Genomic DNA, 19,007 nt, shown 5'->3' with positions numbered 1-19,007 from the left:
CTATTTAGTTCTCTATTTTTGCTTTTCGAACTCTCCAGGTAAATTTTCGAGGCATATGATTACCCATTAAATAACCCCAGGGCTCTAGTGAATCAATTCTGTCAAATATAATTTTTAAAATGGCTAAAAGAGGAATCGCTAAAAACATACCTGAAATTCCTGCTGCTGCGCCACCAACAATAATTCCCATGATTGAGACAAAAGCATTGATTTCTACTTTAGAATTAATAATCAAAGGAACTAATAAGTTATTATCTATCAATTGCACGATTATATTTACTATTAAAATACCTAATATTATTGAAGTATCAGCAGAGCCTGTTAAAGAGGCCAAAACGGTGATAATTCCAGCAATTAAAATACCAATATAAGGGATAAGATTAAGAATTCCTGTTATTAATCCTAATAAGATAAAATACTTGATTCCGATGATCCAAAGTCCTAAAGCGGTTAATACAGATACGACTATCATCTCTAAAATCAGACTCACGATATAATTATTAATAGAAACTTTAATTTGCGATAAAATATCTTTTAATCTGGAATGATCTTCTTTATTTACGAGTTTTGCTAAGAACAAAATAAAATGATCTTTATATAATAAGAATAAAAAAGTATAAATAGGGATAATGGTGCAATCTACAAGAAGATCAGTTATCGATACTAAGGCAGAACCTATCGTTGCTTTTCCGTTTTGTACAGAATCTTTTGCAACGGTGTCAATATATTTTTTTTGCTCCCCAATGCTTACATGAAAATTGTCTTTTACAAACTTATGAATATCGGTTATAAAAGCGTTTGCATTCTTTTTTATCGTGTCAAAATCATTGGCAATATCGCTAACCTGATAAGATATAAAGATCAATATCCCTACAATGAAGGCAGCAAAAATTAAAATACAACATGCCGCAGCAAGATGTCTGGGGAATTTTAATCGTGTATGCAAAAAGGTAAAAACAGGTACTAATAGTACGGAGAATAAAAAAGCCATTAAGACAGGAGTAATGATGTCTTTTCCGGCACAAAAAATAAAAGCAAAAGATATAAAGCTAACTAATATAAAAGCAAGTTTAGCATAAAACGGTAATTTTATGGTGCGAATCATTGTATAGTGGTGATTTAGTAAAAAAAACTAGATTTTGGTAAAACAAATATTATATTTTATTTAAAAAATATCGTTTTAGCTTTTTCTTAATAGTTTATAAAATTCCCATTCTGAATCTTTTTTTACTGCTACAAATTGAACGAATTAGATCTGATTTTCTTTTGCCACTGATTTCAATGATTTTAAGGATTTTTGAAAAATTTGATTTATTTGCTTGAAAAGTTTTTTTTACCACAAATTACACAAATTAGCGCAAATTTTCTTTTGTTACTTTCGATAAGCAAAAGGGATAAAATGATTTGAAGCATTTTAAAAAATCTGCACTATCTGCTAAATCTGCGATAAACTTTTTTACCACAAATTACACAAATTAGCACAAATTTTCTTTTGTTATTTTCGATAAGTAATCGAGATAAAATGATTTGAAGCATTTTAAGAAATCTGCTTTATCTGCTAAATCTGCGAGAAATTTTTTTGCCACGAATTTCAAGAATTTTTACGAATTTTTTCTTTAATACATCTAACCAAATAGAATGATCTAAAGAATTAGCTTTGCGGACTTCTCCTGAAATTTTCAGCTCGAAAACTTCGTGAACTTTGTGAAAAAACTTTGCGGGCTCTGCGGTGAAAATTTAGCAAAGATTAAAATGATTGTCAGGTTTTTTTTAAATCTGCTTTATCTGGGAGATCTGCGAGAACTTTTTTACCACAAATTACACAAATTAGCACAAATTTTCTTTTGTTACTTTCGATAAGCAAAAGGGATAAAATGATTTGAAGCATTTTAAGAAATCTGCTTTATCTGCTAAATCTGCGAGAATTTTTTTTGCCACGAATTTCACGAATTTTCACGAATTTTTTCTTTGATACATCTAACCAAATAGAATGATATTAAAGAATTAGCTTTGCGGACTTCTCTTGAAATTTTCAGCTCGAAAACTTCGTAAACTTTGTGAAAAAACTTTGCGGGCTCTGCGGTGAAAATTTACCAAAGATTAAAATGATTGTCAGTTTTTTTTTAAATCTGCACTATCCGCTAAATCTGCGAGAAACTTTTTTACCACAAATTACACAAATTAGCACAAATTTTCTTTTGTTTATTCCGACAGCCATCGGAATAAAATGATTTGAAGGATAGCTTTGCGGACTTCTCCTGAAATTTCAGATCAAATAACATTGCGAACTTTGCGAAAAAACTTTGCAGGCTCTGCGGTACAATTTCAGCAAGTATTTAAAAAGTTATCTGGCTAAATCTCTTTAATCAAAAAACTCTTTTTCTTCGTAATGCGCCGGCATGATTGAGATGCCTTTTTGAAGAAGTAAATTGTTTGGGAAGATAATTTTCTCGCCTTCTTTTGTTTTTAGGTTCACATGAAAAGCACTAATATCTTCTATTTCAGCTTCTATAGGGAAATCTTTATCATGAATTTTGATAGTATCTCCAATTCTGAAAGGAAATGAGAAAAACAATATCATTCCCGAAGTAATATTACTCAAAATCGACCATTGCGCAAACATAGCCACTCCAATTACGGTTGCAATTGAAGAAACTGTTATAAAAATATCTTTAGTTTCAACTCCCCAAATTACAATTAAGCTAATGGTTACCAGTATATTCATTAAAATATGAATATACTTAATAACCAAATTAGTTCTATGTTCTAATAGGTGACTTGTACTGGCGTAACGACGAATTAATTTTGCAATAATTACTCTTAACGCTACTAAAGCGAAAAGGATAATTATGGTGCTGAAAATTTCCTGACTATATTCTTTAAAAGAAAACATAAATATTTTTTTTACACTAAAGTACTCAAATATTCGTAAACTTTAGCTGTTGGTAAGCCCATAACATTGGTATAAGAACCTTCGACTTTTGCAACTGCCATAAAACCAAACCATTCCTGAATACCATAAGCACCCGCTTTATCATAAGGTTTATAGTTTTCGATATAATACAAAATCGCTTCGTCTGACAAATCTTTGAAAGTTACTTTTGTTACGTCATTTATTACAGTAGAAGTAAAGCTGGTTCTAAAACATACCGATGTAAAAACTTCGTGCGTGTCGTTAGACATTGATTTGATCATTTCAAAAGCTTCCTGAGCATTTTTGGGTTTCCCTAAAGCTTTATCCTTATGCCACACAATGGTATCACTGGTGATCAGAATTTCATTTTCTTTTAGTTCTCCATCAAATGCACTTGCTTTTAATGCAGCCAAATAATCCGTGATTTCAACTGCTTTCAATTCAGGAGGATATATCTCTTCGATTTCTTTTAATCTTATTTCGAAATCAAGGTCCAGATCCTTAAAAAACTGTTGTCTGCGTGGTGAGCCCGAAGCCAGGATTAAAGTATATTTTTTTAGTTTTTCTTTAAGCATTGTACTTGATATTTAAGGTAATAATTAGAATGGATAAAATTCCGAAGAATAAAATGAGTTTTAAAACTGTACTCAAATGGCGGTAATCTTTTTTAGATTTTGCTGAAACTATTTTTACAATGAAATATAAAAGGGGTGCCAGAACAAAAGCAAAAGAATAAAATGTTGCAATAAAAAGATTATTCTGAAAAAAATAAGTATTGGTATAAAGCAGACATAAAAGAAAAGCAATAACAGCAAAAACTACCGCTATTTTTGCAGCACGACTAATTCCTATTGCAATAGGTAAGGTGTTCATTCCTTGATTGTAATCGCCATTTACATCTTCGATATCTTTAACGATCTCCCTAATAAAGTTAATCATAAAAGCAAACAAAGCATAATCTGTCAGTATCGAAAAAAAGCTTGCCATTTGCGCCTGATTCTCGGAATTAGTTGCTGGAAAAAGGTCAAAAACGCCAATGATTAAAACACTTGCCGAAAGTAATAATGCTACAACAAAATTGCCTAAAATCATGATTTGCTTTAAAGTTGTTGCATAAAAATAAAGCAATGAAGCAATCAATATAAATAACGAAGCAAAACCCGGTCTTAAAATAATATTAGACAAAACAAAACCAAGAGCAACGCCAGTAATATTAAGTGCTACATAAATATTATAGCCAGCAGTTTCTGAGATTCCTTTACCAATAACAACATCCTCTGGTTTATTGATAGTATCGGTAGCAACATCATATATATTATTAATTACATAACCAGCTGCAGCCAATAAAACGGTACTCAAAACCAATAATCCGTATTGCCAGTCGGCCAGGGCTAATGGAATATTCTGTTGTTTTAAAAATGCATAACGAAATAATACCTGCATAAAAGCAAGCATAAGTAGGTTCCTATATCGAATGAGTTTGAGGAATTTCATTTTTTTTTAAGGTTCTAAGGGACTAAGTTTTTTTTTAAGTTACAAAGGTTCAAAGGGGCAGAGGTTTTTTAGGTTTCAGGTTTCAGGTTATTTACGAAGGTTTTCGTCATTTCAAACCTGAAATCTGAAACCTGAAACAATTGTTACTGAGACTGTGACTGCGACTGAAAACTAATCATGTTTCCCGTTAAAACATTCCATCCATTTTCCCTGCACTTTCATCACTTGTTCGATAACATCTCTTACAGCACCTTTTCCGCCTTTTACGTGCGAAACATAACGGCAAATATTTTTGATTTCAGGGCTTGCATCTTGTGGGCAGGTTGGCAAACCAACTAATTGCATAACGTGAAAATCAGGAATATCATCACCCATATATAAAACTTGTTCAGGCTTGATATTATAGGTTTCAGTGTATTCCTTAAAGGTTTTAACTTTATCAGGACTTCCTAAATGAATGTCTTTTATACCAAGATTCTGTAAACGAATACGAACGCCTTCGTTGCTTCCGCCGGAAATAATACAAACGTTAAATCCACTTTCAACAGCCGCTTTCATAGCAAAACCATCACGAATATTCATCGTGCGAAGCATTTCTCCTTCATTGGTTACAAAAACCGAACTGTCTGTAAGTACGCCATCAACATCAAAAACAAAAGTAGTGATGTCGTTCATTATTTCTTTAAAATGTTTTGCCATTATGCTGTATAGATTGTGTTAGTATTTTATAAATATTTTTTTGATTTTCGTTTGTCAAATACTCCAAATGCGCCTCAATTGTATTGATATCATTTCGTTTTGCAGGTCCGGTTTGCGCATCGACAGGATTTAAAGTATTTATTTTTTCGGCAGTTTCTTGTATTAATGGCTTTAAGATTTCAAAAGGAACTTTATGTTCAGTACAAATTTCCTGTCCAATTTGATATAAATGATTCGTAAAGTTATTTACAAAAACTGCTGCTACGTGCAATGCCTTTCTCTGATCGGAGTTAATAGCAAAAACAGCACTAGAGATGCTTTTAGCAACAGTTTCTAAAACACGAAAATCGAAAGTATTTTCAGCTTCTAAGCAAAGCGGAATGATCGAAAAATCAATTTCTTTGTTTTTAGAAAATGTTTGAAGCGGATAAAAAACACCTTTTCTGTTTTTGGCATCCAAAACATCAAGCGAAGCCGCGCCAGAAGTATGTACAACGATTCGGTTTTGAAAAGGCAATTGTTTAGAAACATCAGTAATAGCCTTGTCTGAGACGGCAATAATATACAAATCACTTTCCTGCAATTCCTCAAAATCACTTGTAATTTTATCAAATTCAATTAAAGAACTTAAAGTTTCTTTTTTTCTGGAATAAACCTGTACAATTTCTACAAGTTCACTTTTGGTGAAAGCTTTTATCAAATGCTGGGCAACATTGCCTGAACCAATTATTGTTATTCGAATCATATCGCAAAATTAGCATTATTTTTTCTAAAGAAAATAGTGAAAGTAGAGTTTACCCACAGATTGCACAGATTAAAAAGATTTTAATCGCGCATTATTTTGTTAATGATATGCAAACGTGTATTAAAATGGTATATTTTATAAACCCAGTCAATTTTAAACCTTAGTAAAACAGATTCATTATCATAAAAACTCTTCAAGTCTTATAGCGCCAAACTCATAGCCACTTTTGTAATAAATGATGCTATTGTAAATTTGTAAAATTAAGCGTACATTTTTGTCAATTTGACTAAAAATCAAACCCTATTTTTGGTTTTTATTAACAAACTTCAAATATTGGAACTCAACATTTTTAAGTACTTTTGTGCCACTTTTATACAATGTAATTCCTCAAAAATGGATAAAAAAATATTCTCTTTTTTGTTTTCTACACGATTAATGTCTGTTCTTTTTTTAACATTTGCTATCGCAATGGGTATTGGTACTTTTATCGAAAGTAAATACAATACAGACACAGCCCGAATTCTAATTTATAATACATGGTGGTTTGAAGCAATAATGGTCTTCTTTTTGATCAATTTCTTCGGAAATATCAAACGTTACCAATTACATAAAAAAGAAAAATGGGCAACACTTATACTTCACTTAGCTTTTATCTTTATTCTTATAGGAGCTTTTATTACGCGCTATATCAGTTACGAAGGAATGATGCCAATTCGTGAAGGCGCTGCCGAAAATCAAGTCTATTCAGACAAAACGTTCTTAACTGTTTTTGCAGACGGAGAATACAAAGGCGAAATGAAACGTAGAGTTTTTGACAAGCCATTATTGTTCTCGCCGGTAACCAATAACGATTTTACGCTTTCAGGTAAATTCGACGAAACTCCTTTTGAAGTAACTTATGTTAACTACATCATGGGAGCTAAAGAAGTAATAAAACCATCTGCAAACGGAACTTTATATCTTAAATTGGTAGAAGCGGGAGCAGGCGGACGTGAAGAACATTTTCTAAAAGAAGGAGAAGTTCAAAACATTCATAATGTATTATTTGCATTAAACAAACCTACAGAAGGCGCTATCAATATTAACACAACTGGCGAAAAATATACCATTCAAACCCCTTTTGAAGGAGAGTTTATGCGAATGGCAGATAAATTAAAAGGATCTGTAACCAAAGATGATATTCAGCCACTTATGATGCGTTCTTTATATAGTATTGGAGATATTCGAATCGTTTTTCCGGATCCAGCTGTAAGAGGAGTTGTTGATTACGAGTCGGATAACGATTATAAAGCCAAATCTCACCACGATGCTTTAGTAGTAAAAGTTAAAGCAGATGGCCAGGAAAAAGAAGTTCGTCTTTTAGGATCTAAGGGTAGTGTAGGAGAGCCTCAAACCGTAAAAATTGGTAAAATCGAATACAGTTTATTCTACGGAAGTAAAACGTATATTTTGCCATTTAAAATAAAATTAAACGATTTTATCGCCACAAAATATCCTGGAACAGAGAAAAGTTATTCGGCTTTTGAAAGTAAAGTAACCGTTCAGGATTCTACAGAAACATTTGATGCCAGAATTTTCATGAACAACGTTTTAGACCACAAAGGATATAGATTTTTTCAATCATCATTCGATCCGGACGAAAAAGGAACGGTATTATCTGTAAACCACGATTTCTGGGGAACATCTATTACTTATTTTGGATATTTTATGTTATACTTTGGTTTAATGGCTATTATGTTTACCAAACATTCTCGTTTTGCTGATCTAAAACGTAAACTAGACAATGTAAAAAAGAAAAAATTAATTACGATTCTGGTTTTAATGCTAAGTTTCTCTGGTTTTGCTCAGGCACCTCACGTTCATACGGAGGGAGATGGTCACGATCACAATCATAACCATGCACCTGCAGATCCTAACGATCACGCCAATCACGTAACTGCAGCACCAAGTCAGAAACAAATAGATTCTTTACTGACGATTTACAAAGCTCCGTTAGCACACGCCGCTAAATTTGGACGTTTGATTATTCAGGATGCCGGTGGTAGAATGAAACCTATTAATACTTTCTCATCTGAATTGTTGAGAAAAGTAAGTCATAAAGACACTTACAACGGAATGAACTCTGATCAGGTATTCCTGTCAATGACACAATACGCTCAGGTTTGGATACAAGTTCCGCTTATTTATCTTAATACAAAAGATGATAGTATTCGTAAAATCATTGGCGTAGACAGAAAAGCTAAATTAGCACCGTTTGTAAAATTCTTTGACGAAAACGGAAATTATAAATTATCTCCTTATTTAGATGCAGCGTACAAAGCAGCGAATCCAAATAGTTTTGAAACAGATTTTATTGAAACAGATAAAAAAGTTAACTTAATGGAATCTGCCTTGAGCGGAAGCATCCTGAAAATTTTTCCAATCCCGAATGATCCAAACAATAAATGGATTTCGTATTTAGAATTACAAAATGCAGGTTTAAAAGGCATGGATTCTACCTATGTAAAACAAATTCTGCCTTTATATTTTAGCGCTTTAAACAACGGATCAATTTCTAAAAACTTTGATACTGCCGATCATTTGGTTGAAAGTATAGATGGCTTTCAAAAGAAATTCGGAAGTAAAGTACGTCCAAGTGATAAGAAAATCGACCTTGAAATCGCATACAACACCTACAACATTTTACCAAAAATGTTCTACTGGTATTCACTTGCCGGAATTTTCATGTTGATCTTTACACTTTTCAGTACTTTCTTTGATAAAAAATGGCTTCGCATTACCGTAAATGGTTTTCATATATTAATAGGAGTAATATTTGCATTTCATACCATCGCCTTAATAGCCCGTTGGTACATTTCAGGTCACGCACCCTGGAGTAACGCTTACGAAGCAATTGTTTATGTGGCATGGGCAACCATGTTCTTCGGACTGGCTTTCGATCGTAAATCGAAACTTACCGTCGCATCAGCAGCATTCGTAACAGCGATGATCTTTTTTGCCGCAGACGCAAACTGGATCGATCCTGAAATTGCAAACCTGCAACCGGTTCTTAACTCATATTGGTTAATGATTCACGTAGCAGTAATTGTAGGAAGTTATGGCCCATTTGCATTAGGAATGATTCTTGGTTTTGTCGGATTAATTTTAATCTTCTTTACCAACGATAAGAACAAGGTAAAAATGGACTTAAACATCAAAGAAATTACCTATATCAACGAAATGTCTTTAACAATTGGTCTAATCATGCTTACCATTGGTAACTTCCTTGGAGGACAATGGGCCAACGAAAGCTGGGGACGTTACTGGGGATGGGATCCAAAAGAAACATGGGCTTTAATCTCGATTATGGTTTATGCCTTCGTAATTCACGCTCGATTTGTTCCTGCATTAAGAGGACAATGGTTCTTTAATTTAATGAGTATGTTTGCCTTCGTGTCAATTTTATTTACCTATTACGGAGTAAACTTCCACTTAGTTGGTCTACACTCATACGCAAGCGGAGAAGCACATTCATTAAGCTGGATCTGGTATTCATTAGGAACAATTGCCCTTATCGGAATTGTAACATATCCAAAATACCGCAAGTATTATAAAAAGAAAAAATAATAAATAAGGTATTTTATTAATTCACAAAAAAGGTTCAACCATCAAAAGTTGAACCTTTTTTTATGTTATATCAGAAAATATATTTCGAAATTTCCATCTAATATCCTTAGATAAGTTGAATAATTAGGAGCTATTTCCTGCTATCCGTTCCAATCTTTTGTGGCGAACCCCGCCACAAAAGGATTTCCACTTCTATCAGGGCTAGGACTTTTGTTTTCATTACACTTCCGTCAAAAACAAAGAAGAAATGCAAAAACTATAAAATTGTAAATCAAGCCATGAATCAGCTCAATCACAAATATAAATATCAGCTTTTAAACATAGCCAACGGTTTCAACCGTTGGTACGCAAAATATGATACGCAATATATGATACGCAATATATGATACACAATATATGATACACAATATATGATACGCAATATATGATACGCAAATAGATGATACACAATCCAATCTACATAATAAATGATGTATAATATATACGATATATTGTAACGATCAAACCCAAGGTTTCAACCTTGGTTATAACAAAGAACCAAACTGAAAAAAACTTAGCATCTTAGTATCTTAGCACCTTAGTATCTCAGATCCTTAGATCAAAACACTCTCTTCCTAAACCAGAAAGCCACATTTACCAAAGCAATCAAAGCAGGAACTTCGACCAAAGGACCTATAACGCCGGCAAAAGCCTGTCCGCTGTTAATACCAAAAACACCAATAGCAACCGCAATCGCCAATTCGAAATTATTGCCTGTAGCCGTAAAAGCAATCGAAGTACTTTTAGAATAATCGGCACCAAAATATTTTCCGGTAAAAAAACTAATGACAAACATTAATCCAAAATAAATCATCAACGGAATTGCGATTCGAACAACATCCATCGGAATCTGAACAATCAATTCGCCTTTAAGACTAAACATAAGAACAATGGTAAACAATAAAGCAATCAAAGTAACAGGAGAAATAAACGGAATGTATTTATGCAGAAACCATTCTTCGCCTTTGAGTTTTATCAAACCAAACCGAGTAATAATTCCCAAAGCAAACGGAATCCCTAAATAAATACCAACACTTTCGGCAATTTCAATTACACTAATATTAACATTAAAACCTCTATATCCAAAGTAAGGAGGTAAAACCGTTATAAAAATATACGCATAAACGCTATAAAGCAAAACCTGAAAAATACTGTTTAAAGCAATTAATCCGGCAGCATATTCACGATTTCCATCGGCAAGATCATTCCAAACGACAACCATGGCAATGCAGCGCGCCAGTCCAATTAAAATTAGCCCAATCATATATTCAGGATAATCTTTTAAGAATAACAATGCTAAAACGAACATCAAAACAGGACCAACAATCCAATTTAAGAATAGGGAAGCACCAAGTACTTTAGTGTTTTTAAAAACTTCTCCTATTTTAGCATAATCTACTTTAGCAAGCGGAGGATACATCATCAAAATCAAACCAATAGCCAACGGAATATTAGTACTTCCGCTAGAAAACGAATTGATGAAATTTCCGCTTGACGGAAAAAAGTATCCAACAGCAATACCAACAGCCATAGCCAGAAAAATCCAAAGCGTTAAAAACCGATCCAGAAAACTTAGCTTTTTTCGTCTCACAACAGGATGACAATGATCTGTAGACATTTTATTTTTTTATTTGAGAGAAAACATAAAACATTTCAGTCGCGATTTGCACACTTCTTTCATTGTATTTCTCTGATTGTTGCTCCGTATTATCAAAAGCTTTTGGATCCTCATACGTTACCGCAATTCTTTTCTCGGCTCCTGCAATAAAAGGACAACCGCCATCTGCCTGTGAACAAGTCATGATGGCTGCAAATTCACTTTCAGGATTAAAATCATCATCATACGTTTTAGAAAAACCTATAACTGGAGCTTGATTTCCTGCAAATTTTATAGCATAAACAGGATTATTACTTCCTGATAACTTCGTAATTGTAAAACCTGATTGTGCTAATGTTTCGGCAACTTTAGGATATAAAGCAGTTGCCTCAGTTCCGCCGGAATAGCAAAAAACATTTTGAATTCCGTAATAATACGCAGCCGTTTGCGCCCAAACCTGAGCCAAATGACTTCGTCTGGAATTATGCGTACAAATTAAATTCAATCTGATTTCCTGATGATGATCAGACTTTAGCTGAACAAAATCAATAAGAGGCTGGAGGATTTCTTTACGTTCTTTAGAAATCTTTGCAAAATCAAAAGACTGAACTAAAGATTGAATTTCGGGGAATAATATATTGTAATTCGACATTTTGTAAGATTTTAGATTTAACAACAGCTTCCACCAGGCGTACAAGAATTACCTTCATCTGTACTTAATTGTGTCAGTTTAAGTTTTGGTTTTTCTGATGGAATGCCACATTGATCCTGAGCCAAACAAGCTGTAGTTTTGTTTAACAGTAAAAAATATTTTCCATTAAAATCTAAGTCGTATTTGCCAATAGTAGTATTTTGATATTCAACTTCGATTTCAAAATCTCCAATTCCTAAAACTTTTTCTGAAAGTTCTATGATATGAATCAATTTTTGTGGTTTTAAACGATGCTCATAATCATTGGCATCCCAAAGCTGAAAATTCACGACAGTTTCTTGACGAACCACTCCGCCACAATCAATAAAGTTTTTGGTAATCAAACCTACTTCGGTTACGTGAAAATATTCCGGAACAAATTTTCCGTCAGGCAATTCAAAATTCACAGCTTCAACAGTGGTAAGTATTTTTTTAATTTCTGAAAGTTTCATAATAATTTGATTTAATAGTTTAACAACATTCGTTTTTTCTTTTTTCTAAATGAAGGTTTATCTGACTGAAGAAAACTTTTATTTTCTCGAAACCCACTTCGTTAATACAATAACAAATGGCATTTCCTTCGATATTTCCTTTTATCAATCCGGCGTTTTTTAATTCTTTCAAATGCTGAGAAACCGTTGGTTGAGAAAGAGGAAGTTCATTTACGATATCACCGCAAATACATGTATTGACCTTCATTAAGTATTGAATAATAGCTATTCGAGCAGGATGACCTAAAGCTTTTGTTAAAATAGCCAATTCGTTTTGTTCATCTGTAAAATGATCTGTTTTAGTAGCTCCCATCGTTATATTTTTATATTGCAATATTACGATATAGATTGAAATAAAAAAAGAAAATTGTTTATTATTTTCTTTTTTAGGGATTTATGATTAAAGTCTTCCCGTCATCACAAGCACAATAGTCATTACGATTAAAAAACAAACCAGAAAAATAAAATGACTTACTATAGACAACAAGAATGCTTTTGTTTTTGACATTTTATTAAAGAACTGGATATTGGTCCAGAAAATTAATATGACACCTATTATATACATTAAATTCAAAATCTGTTGCATATGAGGCGTTCCGTTGAAATACAGTAACAATGGAAATATTAAAATTTGAGCAAATAGCCTTTGTGAAGCTTTGAACGTATTGAGGACAAAAAGTTCGAAAAAATTATAGCCTTGTTTTCTAAAAACAATATAGGTTCCAATAGTATACAAAGGTATAGTAGCAATGGTTGTCCAGGCAAAGTGCGTAGCATTCCACTCATTAAAATCATTTAGATTTAAATCAGCTTCATTAACCTTAAATAAATTGAGGTGATAATAATGGTATAAAAAACCGTAAAATGCAGCCAAAACAGTCACCAAAGACAAGGGTTTGAAATGTCTGACGCGTTTTCCTTCAATAAATTCACGAATAGAATGTCCGGGCCTTGTAAATAGCTGTTTTATAGAATAAGGAATGCCCGCATCAAAATGCAACAAACTGTGCTGGATATCATGCCATAAATAATGCGCGTTTATTTTATGTGTATCCGCTGGCTGACCGCAATTATTGCAGTAATTTCCGGTATAATGTTGCTGACAGTTTTTACAGGTTATTTCCATTGCATTTGGTATTTTAATCCTTATTTGTAATATTCATATTCGTATTTATAAACGCGTCGAAATTGTTGGGAACGAAATATTATTTCAGTGATTAAATTTTTGCTATTGTATTTATAATTAGAAAAATAGACATTTCCATCTTCTAAATTTCGATATATACTTTCAGATAAAAGATTGTTGTCGTAATTGTATGTTGTTGTATTCAAAAGTGTATCATTTTTAAATTCACTTTTTTCGATACAATACTGGTCTTTATATTTATATTTTAAATTTTTACTTCCTTCTTTTTCGCTAATAATATTTTTATGTTCATCAAACGTTTTAATGATTTCTCCCATTCCAATCATGTCAGTTTTGTACTTATTTATTATTTTACCAGGTAAGTAGGAAAAAGTATGTACTGAAGTAACGTTATTTCTGGAGTCAAAAAATTTTTCATTTAAAGGACGAAGCTTACTATCATATTCAATCGAAAAATCCAGATATTTTGGTTGGTTAATTAATTTTTTTAAACCTTGAGTATTTAGCAATGCAGTGGTATCTTTAATTCCTTCAATTTCGTTTTTGTATTTATAGTATTCCTCGTCGGATGTCACTACCGAATAGGCATCATCAATGCTAATAGTATCTTGGCCAACAATAGTATATTCTATTCCTTTTGATTTATTTTCCAGATATTTATCATTTTCTAATTGACGTTGTTTTTCGTCTTCAGTTAAATACGAAAAAAGTTGTGTTGATTTATCCGAATATTTTATTTCTTCGCAACTAAAGCCCTGAATAGCGTATGCATTTATTTTTTTAATAAGTCTGTTTTTTTTGTCGTACTTAAAGTAGCCAACATGATTTAGTCTATTTTTTAAGAAAAAATAAATCAGTCCCTTGTTATTAAAATAATGCTGTTCCTGAATTGTATCATTTTCTTTGACCGTTATTTTTTTTACTCCTTTGGTATTTTTATTTAAATAATCATAATCATTTATATAACTGTGTGGTTCCTGTGCAAAAGCAAATGTCGAGATAAGAAGAAAAAACAGTAAGATAACTTGATTGAAAGAAATATAGCGATTGTCAGTAGGCATCATAGGTTATTTTTATAGTTAATAATCAATTCAATTTATACTTTCTTATATCCATCAGGATACATAATGGCCAATAAAACTATAATGAGTAAAAAGTTATATTCGACACCATTTCGTCCGCCGCCAACAACAAACCAGCCTTCCTGAAAATGAACGAGAATAATTCCCATGATCAGCACAAAAATTGTTACAAAACCTGCCAGTTTAATATACTTATTCAATACTAAAAGTACAGCGGCAATTATATGAGATAATTTAATAGACCAGGCGATAAAAACTCCAAAAGGAGCAAACCCAATTTGGTTTAAATACAAATTTCCAAAATCATTAATTCCGTTGTCGAAGATTCCAAAAACAGAATGGGTGAGGAGAATAATAGCAACTGCAATTCGCAAAAGTAAAGTTCCGTTCATGGTTTTAGTAGTTTGGTTTATAGTGGGTTATTCAAATTAAAAATAATAAAAAAAACGCACATTAAAATAAATTAATATGCGTTCTGAGTTTTATGCTAAGTTTATTTTTAAACTTTTCCTAAAGTATACAATTGTGTCATTGTAGGCGTTAAGCTTCCGCCGGCAGGCTCAAGTGTAATTCCAAATGCTTCTGCAGAATCTGTTTGGCTTACAGCAAAGATTTTTTGTGAATTTCCTTCAAAATTATCCAGTAAACCTATACTTGTTGGCGTAAGTACCGGACTTAATTTTAGGGACCAAACCTGATATACCATTCCTTTTGGAGGAGTTGGTAAACCTGCAGCATCAATATAAGTCGTTTTTGTTTGCTTGTTCCAATACACTTTTGCAAATGAATTAGGAGAAACAGCCTGACCGCCAAGTGTTACACCAGTGTTTTTGATATCCCTAACAATAGTTAAGTTTTTCTCTGTCTCTTTATTTTGCTGATCTAAGAAAGCATATTCTCTTTGTATTTTATCTTTCTCAGTTCCAACAGTAGAAATAGCTTCTTTTGTTTTGGTAAGTTCCAGAGTTTGATATCCAAGTCCTAGTAGTAACAACACTGCTGCAGCCCATCCCACATATTGAGACCAGGTCGATGCCGGTTTCATGTCGACTACTTTGCCATGTTTCAGCTCTAAACGGGCCTTTATTTTTTCAAAATTAGCTACCGAATGAAAAGGAGAGAAGCTTGATGATAAAGCCACAATAGCTTTTTCTATTGCAATAATTTCCTGATCCATTTCGGGATTCTTCTTAGCCATTTCGGCTATTTCCAGATTTTCAGTTTCGGTCAATAAACCGTAAACATATAATTCGAGAATTCCTGAGTCTATATATTCTTGTGCTTCCATTATATTTTTAAATAATTACGTAGGTCGTTAATACAATTTCTGTTTTGCGTTTTGATAGTTCCCAGTGGCAATGCCAATTCTTCTGAAGCTTCTTGTTGGGTATATCCTTTAAAAAATAATAAATCTATAATCTCAATACATTTGGGTTTTAGTTTTTTTACAAATTCCTGAATTCCAATTGTATCAATTCTATTAGTAAGTTTATTACTGTCGTCTAACAGATTTACGAAATTATCTGAGGAAAGGTTTTTTTGGCTGTTATTAAAATTTTTAGATCTTAGCTTATCAATCGATGTATTCCTAGCAATATTAAGGATCCAGGTATAAAATCGCCCTTTGCTCTCGTTATAAGTATCGATATTTTTCCAGATTTTGACAAAAACTTCCTGCAAAACATCTTCTGCTTCTTCACGGTTTTTTATCAGAACATTGATAACCGAAAACAAACTTTTCGAATACATATCGTACAAATGGGTAAAAGCTCTTTCGTCTTTTTTGTAAATTAAAACTAGCAATTCATCTTGACTCATAGATTTAGGTTTTTAAGCTTAAACAAAATTTTAGTATACGTTTTTATAGATTGAGATAAAGATAATTTATTTTTTTGTGAAATTTTATTTTTTTTTAATAGTCCGAAACCTAGGAAAATAAGGGGTTTCAAAAAAATATTACTTTTTTTTCATTTTTTTAAAACCAAAAGCAAACCAATTACGTAAATGCTATTATAACATCAAACAATAATGCTGAAAATAGCAGAAGAAAGAAAAGAACTTCAAAATAAGAATACGAAAGCTGTTTTTGGGGGAGATGATAAGTTGAAATTTAACAGTTGTTAAAGATTTAAAGTGTAAAGTAAATCTCAATAATAAAAAATGCCATGAAAAAGATAGACAATTTAAAAATTTTAATTGTGGGTTTAACAACGGTTTTGGCATTATCGAGTTTTAGTAAAAGTGATTTTAGAAGAGATTATATAGAATCAGGATTTAATAATCAAATTCAGATCTAAATATAGCATTGAATAGTTGATGTCTTCGGACTTCCAAACCGAAAATTAGAATAGGAAACTAAATGCCAAATTTACGCTGATAACAATATAATAAGATAAACGCCAGAGATAAAATAATATTTAAAGATATAAGGTTGTACGATTCTAAGATAATTTTCACTATAACCGGGGCATCAACTATAATTTTAACTAACATAATAAGAATAGATTACAATTAAATTCATGGTTTGATTTGTTTGTATGGGGGGAAGCCTAGCGTCTGATTAACGCTAGGCTTCAATTTTTTTATTTAACTTATGTTTAATAAAAATAAAGCAGTCAAAATAGTTTCTGAAAACAGTTTTTAACTAATTTTATAAAAAAATTAATCAATGAAAAAAATAGCATTTATAGCTTGCAGCATAATTTTATTACTAAGCTCACAAGCTCAGGCTCAGACAAGTAAAAGTAAAATATCTAAAACAGATAAAGCCATGGCAAAAGAAAACATTTACCAATTTAAAGTTCAGGATTTATCTGGAGATACTTTTGATTTTGCATCGCTAAAAGGAAAAAAAATAATGATCGTAAATACCGCTTCAAAATGCGGATTAACGCCTCAATACAAAGATCTTGAAGCGATCTATAAAGAGTATAAAGACAAAGGTTTTGTAATTGTAGGTTTTCCTGCTAATAATTTTGCTTCGCAGGAACCTGGAACAAACAAAGAAATCGAAACGTTTTGCCAACAAAATTACGGAGTAACTTTCCCTATGATGGACAAAGTTTCTGTAAAAGGAGATGATATGTGCGAGGTGTACAAGTTCTTGACACAAAAATCTAAAAACGGTTTACAGGATTCTGAAGTAGAATGGAATTTCCAGAAATACTTAATTAACGAAAAAGGCGAATTAGTAAAGGTTATCAAACCAAGAACATTGCCAACAGATCCTGAAGTAATCAACTGGATAAAGAGTTAATAAACAACTATCTCAACCAAAAAATCCACAAATTTGAATTTTCAAGTTTGTGGATTTTTTTTGTCTTTACGAGAAACGAAGCAATCTCACTTGCTAAATAAAATCACCTTATTTTGAACGCGGATGAAACGGATTCGCTAAAGTGAAAACGCAGATTAGTGCGCATTTTTTTATTTTATTCATACAGATTTTACGTTCAGTTTGTCATGTCGAACGAGAAATCTTCGCAAGTAACTCTACAAAGTATATCAATTTTTGGAAATGCAACAACCAGGATTTTTCGTTCCTCTAAAATGACAAAATCGATGGTAAACAACCTACTGATTCAAGATTTTCATAATTGTTTGTTCGATTCCGGGTTCACTATCAGAATGTCCGCAATTTTCAATATAAAGAGTAGACCTTTTAAGTTTAAAATGTAACGCTTCAGCATACTGAACCGGACAAATTGCATCATATTTTCCGTGAACTATAATCGTTGGGATATTATCTATTTTTTTTACATTATCTAATATATAGTTATCTTCTATAAAACAGTTATTATTTAAATAATGCGACTCCATAATAGCTAAAGATTCAAACGGAAATTCATTTATAAAGGCATCGATTTCATTTTCGGTAATTCCTTTCTTAAAAATAGAGATCTCATAAAACACCCATTCATAACAAAAAAACTTTTTGTTTTCCGGACTTCCATTCAGCATTTGATCAAGATAATAGGCCGAAATACTGAGATTTAAACCTGAAGGGACATTACTTTTAAAACGATTCCATTCCTTAGGAAATTCATTTTCGACACCACCATTTACGTAATAATCAATAGATCTTTTATCTCCAAGAAATATACCCCGTAACAAAAGACTTTTTACTTTTTCCGGATTTTGTATCGCAAATACCAAACTCAAAGTTGTCCCCCACGAACCACCAAAAATATTTATTTTTTCGATTTTGAGATAGGAGAGGAGCTTGTTAATATCATCAATTAAATCCTGAGTTGTATTTTCTTTTATAACCCCAAAAGGCTTGCTTTTAGACGCTCCTCTTTGATCAAAAAAGACAACCCTATGTTTTTTGAAATCAAAAAAACGCTTATCCTGCTCAGAAAATCCCGCGCCGGGACCACCATGAACAAACAAATAAGTTTCGCCATCATCAGCACCGCAAACCTCATAGTATATTTCATGAATTTCACTAACTTTAAGATAGCCTTTTTGTATTTGATAGTCTGTATTCAATATTTGTAGAT

General features: G+C 32.3%; 19 protein-coding genes. 3 read left to right on the top strand and 16 right to left on the bottom strand.

What is annotated here, in order from left to right; translation table 11 throughout:
* Positions 1 to 4: 4 nt before the first annotated feature.
* From LNP81_RS19830 to LNP81_RS19805, 6 genes are all read right to left on the bottom strand, one after another.
* Positions 5 to 1,105, bottom strand: coding sequence for an AI-2E family transporter (locus LNP81_RS19830; protein ID WP_230038868.1), 1,101 nt, complete (start codon positions 1,103 to 1,105; stop codon positions 5 to 7).
* A gap of 1,257 nt (positions 1,106 to 2,362) precedes the next feature.
* Positions 2,363 to 2,893, bottom strand: coding sequence for a mechanosensitive ion channel family protein (locus LNP81_RS19825; RefSeq protein WP_194618195.1), 531 nt, complete (start codon positions 2,891 to 2,893; stop codon positions 2,363 to 2,365).
* Positions 2,894 to 2,904: 11 nt separating this feature from the next.
* A complete protein-coding gene (locus tag LNP81_RS19820) occupies positions 2,905 to 3,489 on the bottom strand; it encodes a Maf-like protein (RefSeq protein WP_230038866.1) in 585 nt (194 codons plus the stop codon).
* A complete protein-coding gene (locus LNP81_RS19815) occupies positions 3,482 to 4,357 on the bottom strand; it encodes a geranylgeranylglycerol-phosphate geranylgeranyltransferase (RefSeq protein ID WP_230038863.1) in 876 nt (291 codons plus the stop codon). The genes LNP81_RS19820 and LNP81_RS19815 overlap by 8 nt, the downstream gene beginning before the upstream one ends.
* A gap of 222 nt (positions 4,358 to 4,579) precedes the next feature.
* Entirely contained in the window at positions 4,580 to 5,107 is a 528-nt protein-coding gene (locus tag LNP81_RS19810; protein ID WP_230038861.1) for a KdsC family phosphatase, read from the bottom strand.
* Positions 5,091 to 5,852, bottom strand: coding sequence for a Rossmann-like and DUF2520 domain-containing protein (locus LNP81_RS19805; protein ID WP_230038859.1), 762 nt, complete (start codon positions 5,850 to 5,852; stop codon positions 5,091 to 5,093). Before LNP81_RS19805 ends, LNP81_RS19810 begins: the two co-directional genes overlap by 17 nt.
* A gap of 393 nt (positions 5,853 to 6,245) precedes the next feature.
* Between LNP81_RS19805 and LNP81_RS19800 the strand changes: the two genes are divergently transcribed.
* The gene (locus LNP81_RS19800; protein ID WP_230038857.1) at positions 6,246 to 9,458 is read left to right on the top strand and encodes a cytochrome c biogenesis protein CcsA; all 3,213 of its coding nucleotides are present in this window, start codon (positions 6,246 to 6,248) and stop codon (positions 9,456 to 9,458) included.
* Positions 9,459 to 10,056: 598 nt separating this feature from the next.
* Here LNP81_RS19800 and arsB read toward each other — a convergent pair.
* From arsB to LNP81_RS19755, 9 genes are all read right to left on the bottom strand, one after another.
* Positions 10,057 to 11,115 (bottom strand): ACR3 family arsenite efflux transporter, encoded by a 1,059-nt coding sequence (arsB, locus tag LNP81_RS19795; protein ID WP_230038855.1) that lies wholly within the window; start codon positions 11,113 to 11,115, stop codon positions 10,057 to 10,059.
* Between the two features lies 1 nt (position 11,116).
* Positions 11,117 to 11,746, bottom strand: coding sequence for an arsenate-mycothiol transferase ArsC (locus LNP81_RS19790; protein WP_230038853.1), 630 nt, complete (start codon positions 11,744 to 11,746; stop codon positions 11,117 to 11,119).
* A gap of 17 nt (positions 11,747 to 11,763) precedes the next feature.
* Positions 11,764 to 12,237, bottom strand: coding sequence for a DUF6428 family protein (locus tag LNP81_RS19785; RefSeq protein ID WP_230038851.1), 474 nt, complete (start codon positions 12,235 to 12,237; stop codon positions 11,764 to 11,766).
* Between the two features lie 19 nt (positions 12,238 to 12,256).
* Complete coding sequence (locus LNP81_RS19780; RefSeq protein WP_230038850.1) at positions 12,257 to 12,589, bottom strand: ArsR/SmtB family transcription factor; 333 nt, start codon at positions 12,587 to 12,589, stop codon at positions 12,257 to 12,259.
* A gap of 87 nt (positions 12,590 to 12,676) precedes the next feature.
* A complete protein-coding gene (locus LNP81_RS19775; protein ID WP_230038848.1) occupies positions 12,677 to 13,402 on the bottom strand; it encodes a DUF3667 domain-containing protein in 726 nt (241 codons plus the stop codon).
* 20 nt (positions 13,403 to 13,422) lie between these two features.
* Positions 13,423 to 14,487, bottom strand: a complete 1,065-nt coding sequence (locus tag LNP81_RS19770; protein ID WP_230038846.1) for a hypothetical protein — start codon at positions 14,485 to 14,487, stop codon at positions 13,423 to 13,425.
* 32 nt (positions 14,488 to 14,519) lie between these two features.
* On the bottom strand, positions 14,520 to 14,897 hold the full coding sequence (locus LNP81_RS19765) for a DoxX family protein (protein WP_230038843.1): 378 nt from the start codon (positions 14,895 to 14,897) through the stop codon (positions 14,520 to 14,522).
* 107 nt (positions 14,898 to 15,004) lie between these two features.
* Positions 15,005 to 15,793, bottom strand: coding sequence for an anti-sigma factor (locus tag LNP81_RS19760; RefSeq protein ID WP_230038841.1), 789 nt, complete (start codon positions 15,791 to 15,793; stop codon positions 15,005 to 15,007).
* On the bottom strand, positions 15,793 to 16,323 hold the full coding sequence (locus LNP81_RS19755) for an RNA polymerase sigma factor (RefSeq protein ID WP_078007051.1): 531 nt from the start codon (positions 16,321 to 16,323) through the stop codon (positions 15,793 to 15,795). The genes LNP81_RS19760 and LNP81_RS19755 overlap by 1 nt, the downstream gene beginning before the upstream one ends.
* Positions 16,324 to 16,670: 347 nt before the next feature.
* Here LNP81_RS19755 and LNP81_RS27380 point away from each other — a divergent pair, with 347 nt between their 5' ends.
* Positions 16,671 to 16,802 (top strand): hypothetical protein, encoded by a 132-nt coding sequence (locus LNP81_RS27380; RefSeq protein WP_255700756.1) that lies wholly within the window; start codon positions 16,671 to 16,673, stop codon positions 16,800 to 16,802.
* Between the two features lie 371 nt (positions 16,803 to 17,173).
* Positions 17,174 to 17,761: a glutathione peroxidase gene (locus tag LNP81_RS19750; protein ID WP_230038839.1), complete on the top strand. Its 588-nt coding sequence runs from the start codon at positions 17,174 to 17,176 to the stop codon at positions 17,759 to 17,761.
* A 317-nt stretch (positions 17,762 to 18,078) separates the two neighbouring features.
* Here the strand turns inward: LNP81_RS19750 and pip are convergent, their stop codons facing one another.
* Positions 18,079 to 18,996: a prolyl aminopeptidase gene (gene pip / locus LNP81_RS19745; RefSeq protein WP_230038837.1), complete on the bottom strand. Its 918-nt coding sequence runs from the start codon at positions 18,994 to 18,996 to the stop codon at positions 18,079 to 18,081.
* Positions 18,997 to 19,007 lie beyond the last annotated feature (11 nt).

The organism is Flavobacterium piscisymbiosum (assembly GCF_020905295.1).
Classification (GTDB): Bacteria; Bacteroidota; Bacteroidia; order Flavobacteriales; family Flavobacteriaceae; genus Flavobacterium; species Flavobacterium piscisymbiosum.
This window is presented reverse-complemented; position numbering and strand designations above follow the sequence as displayed.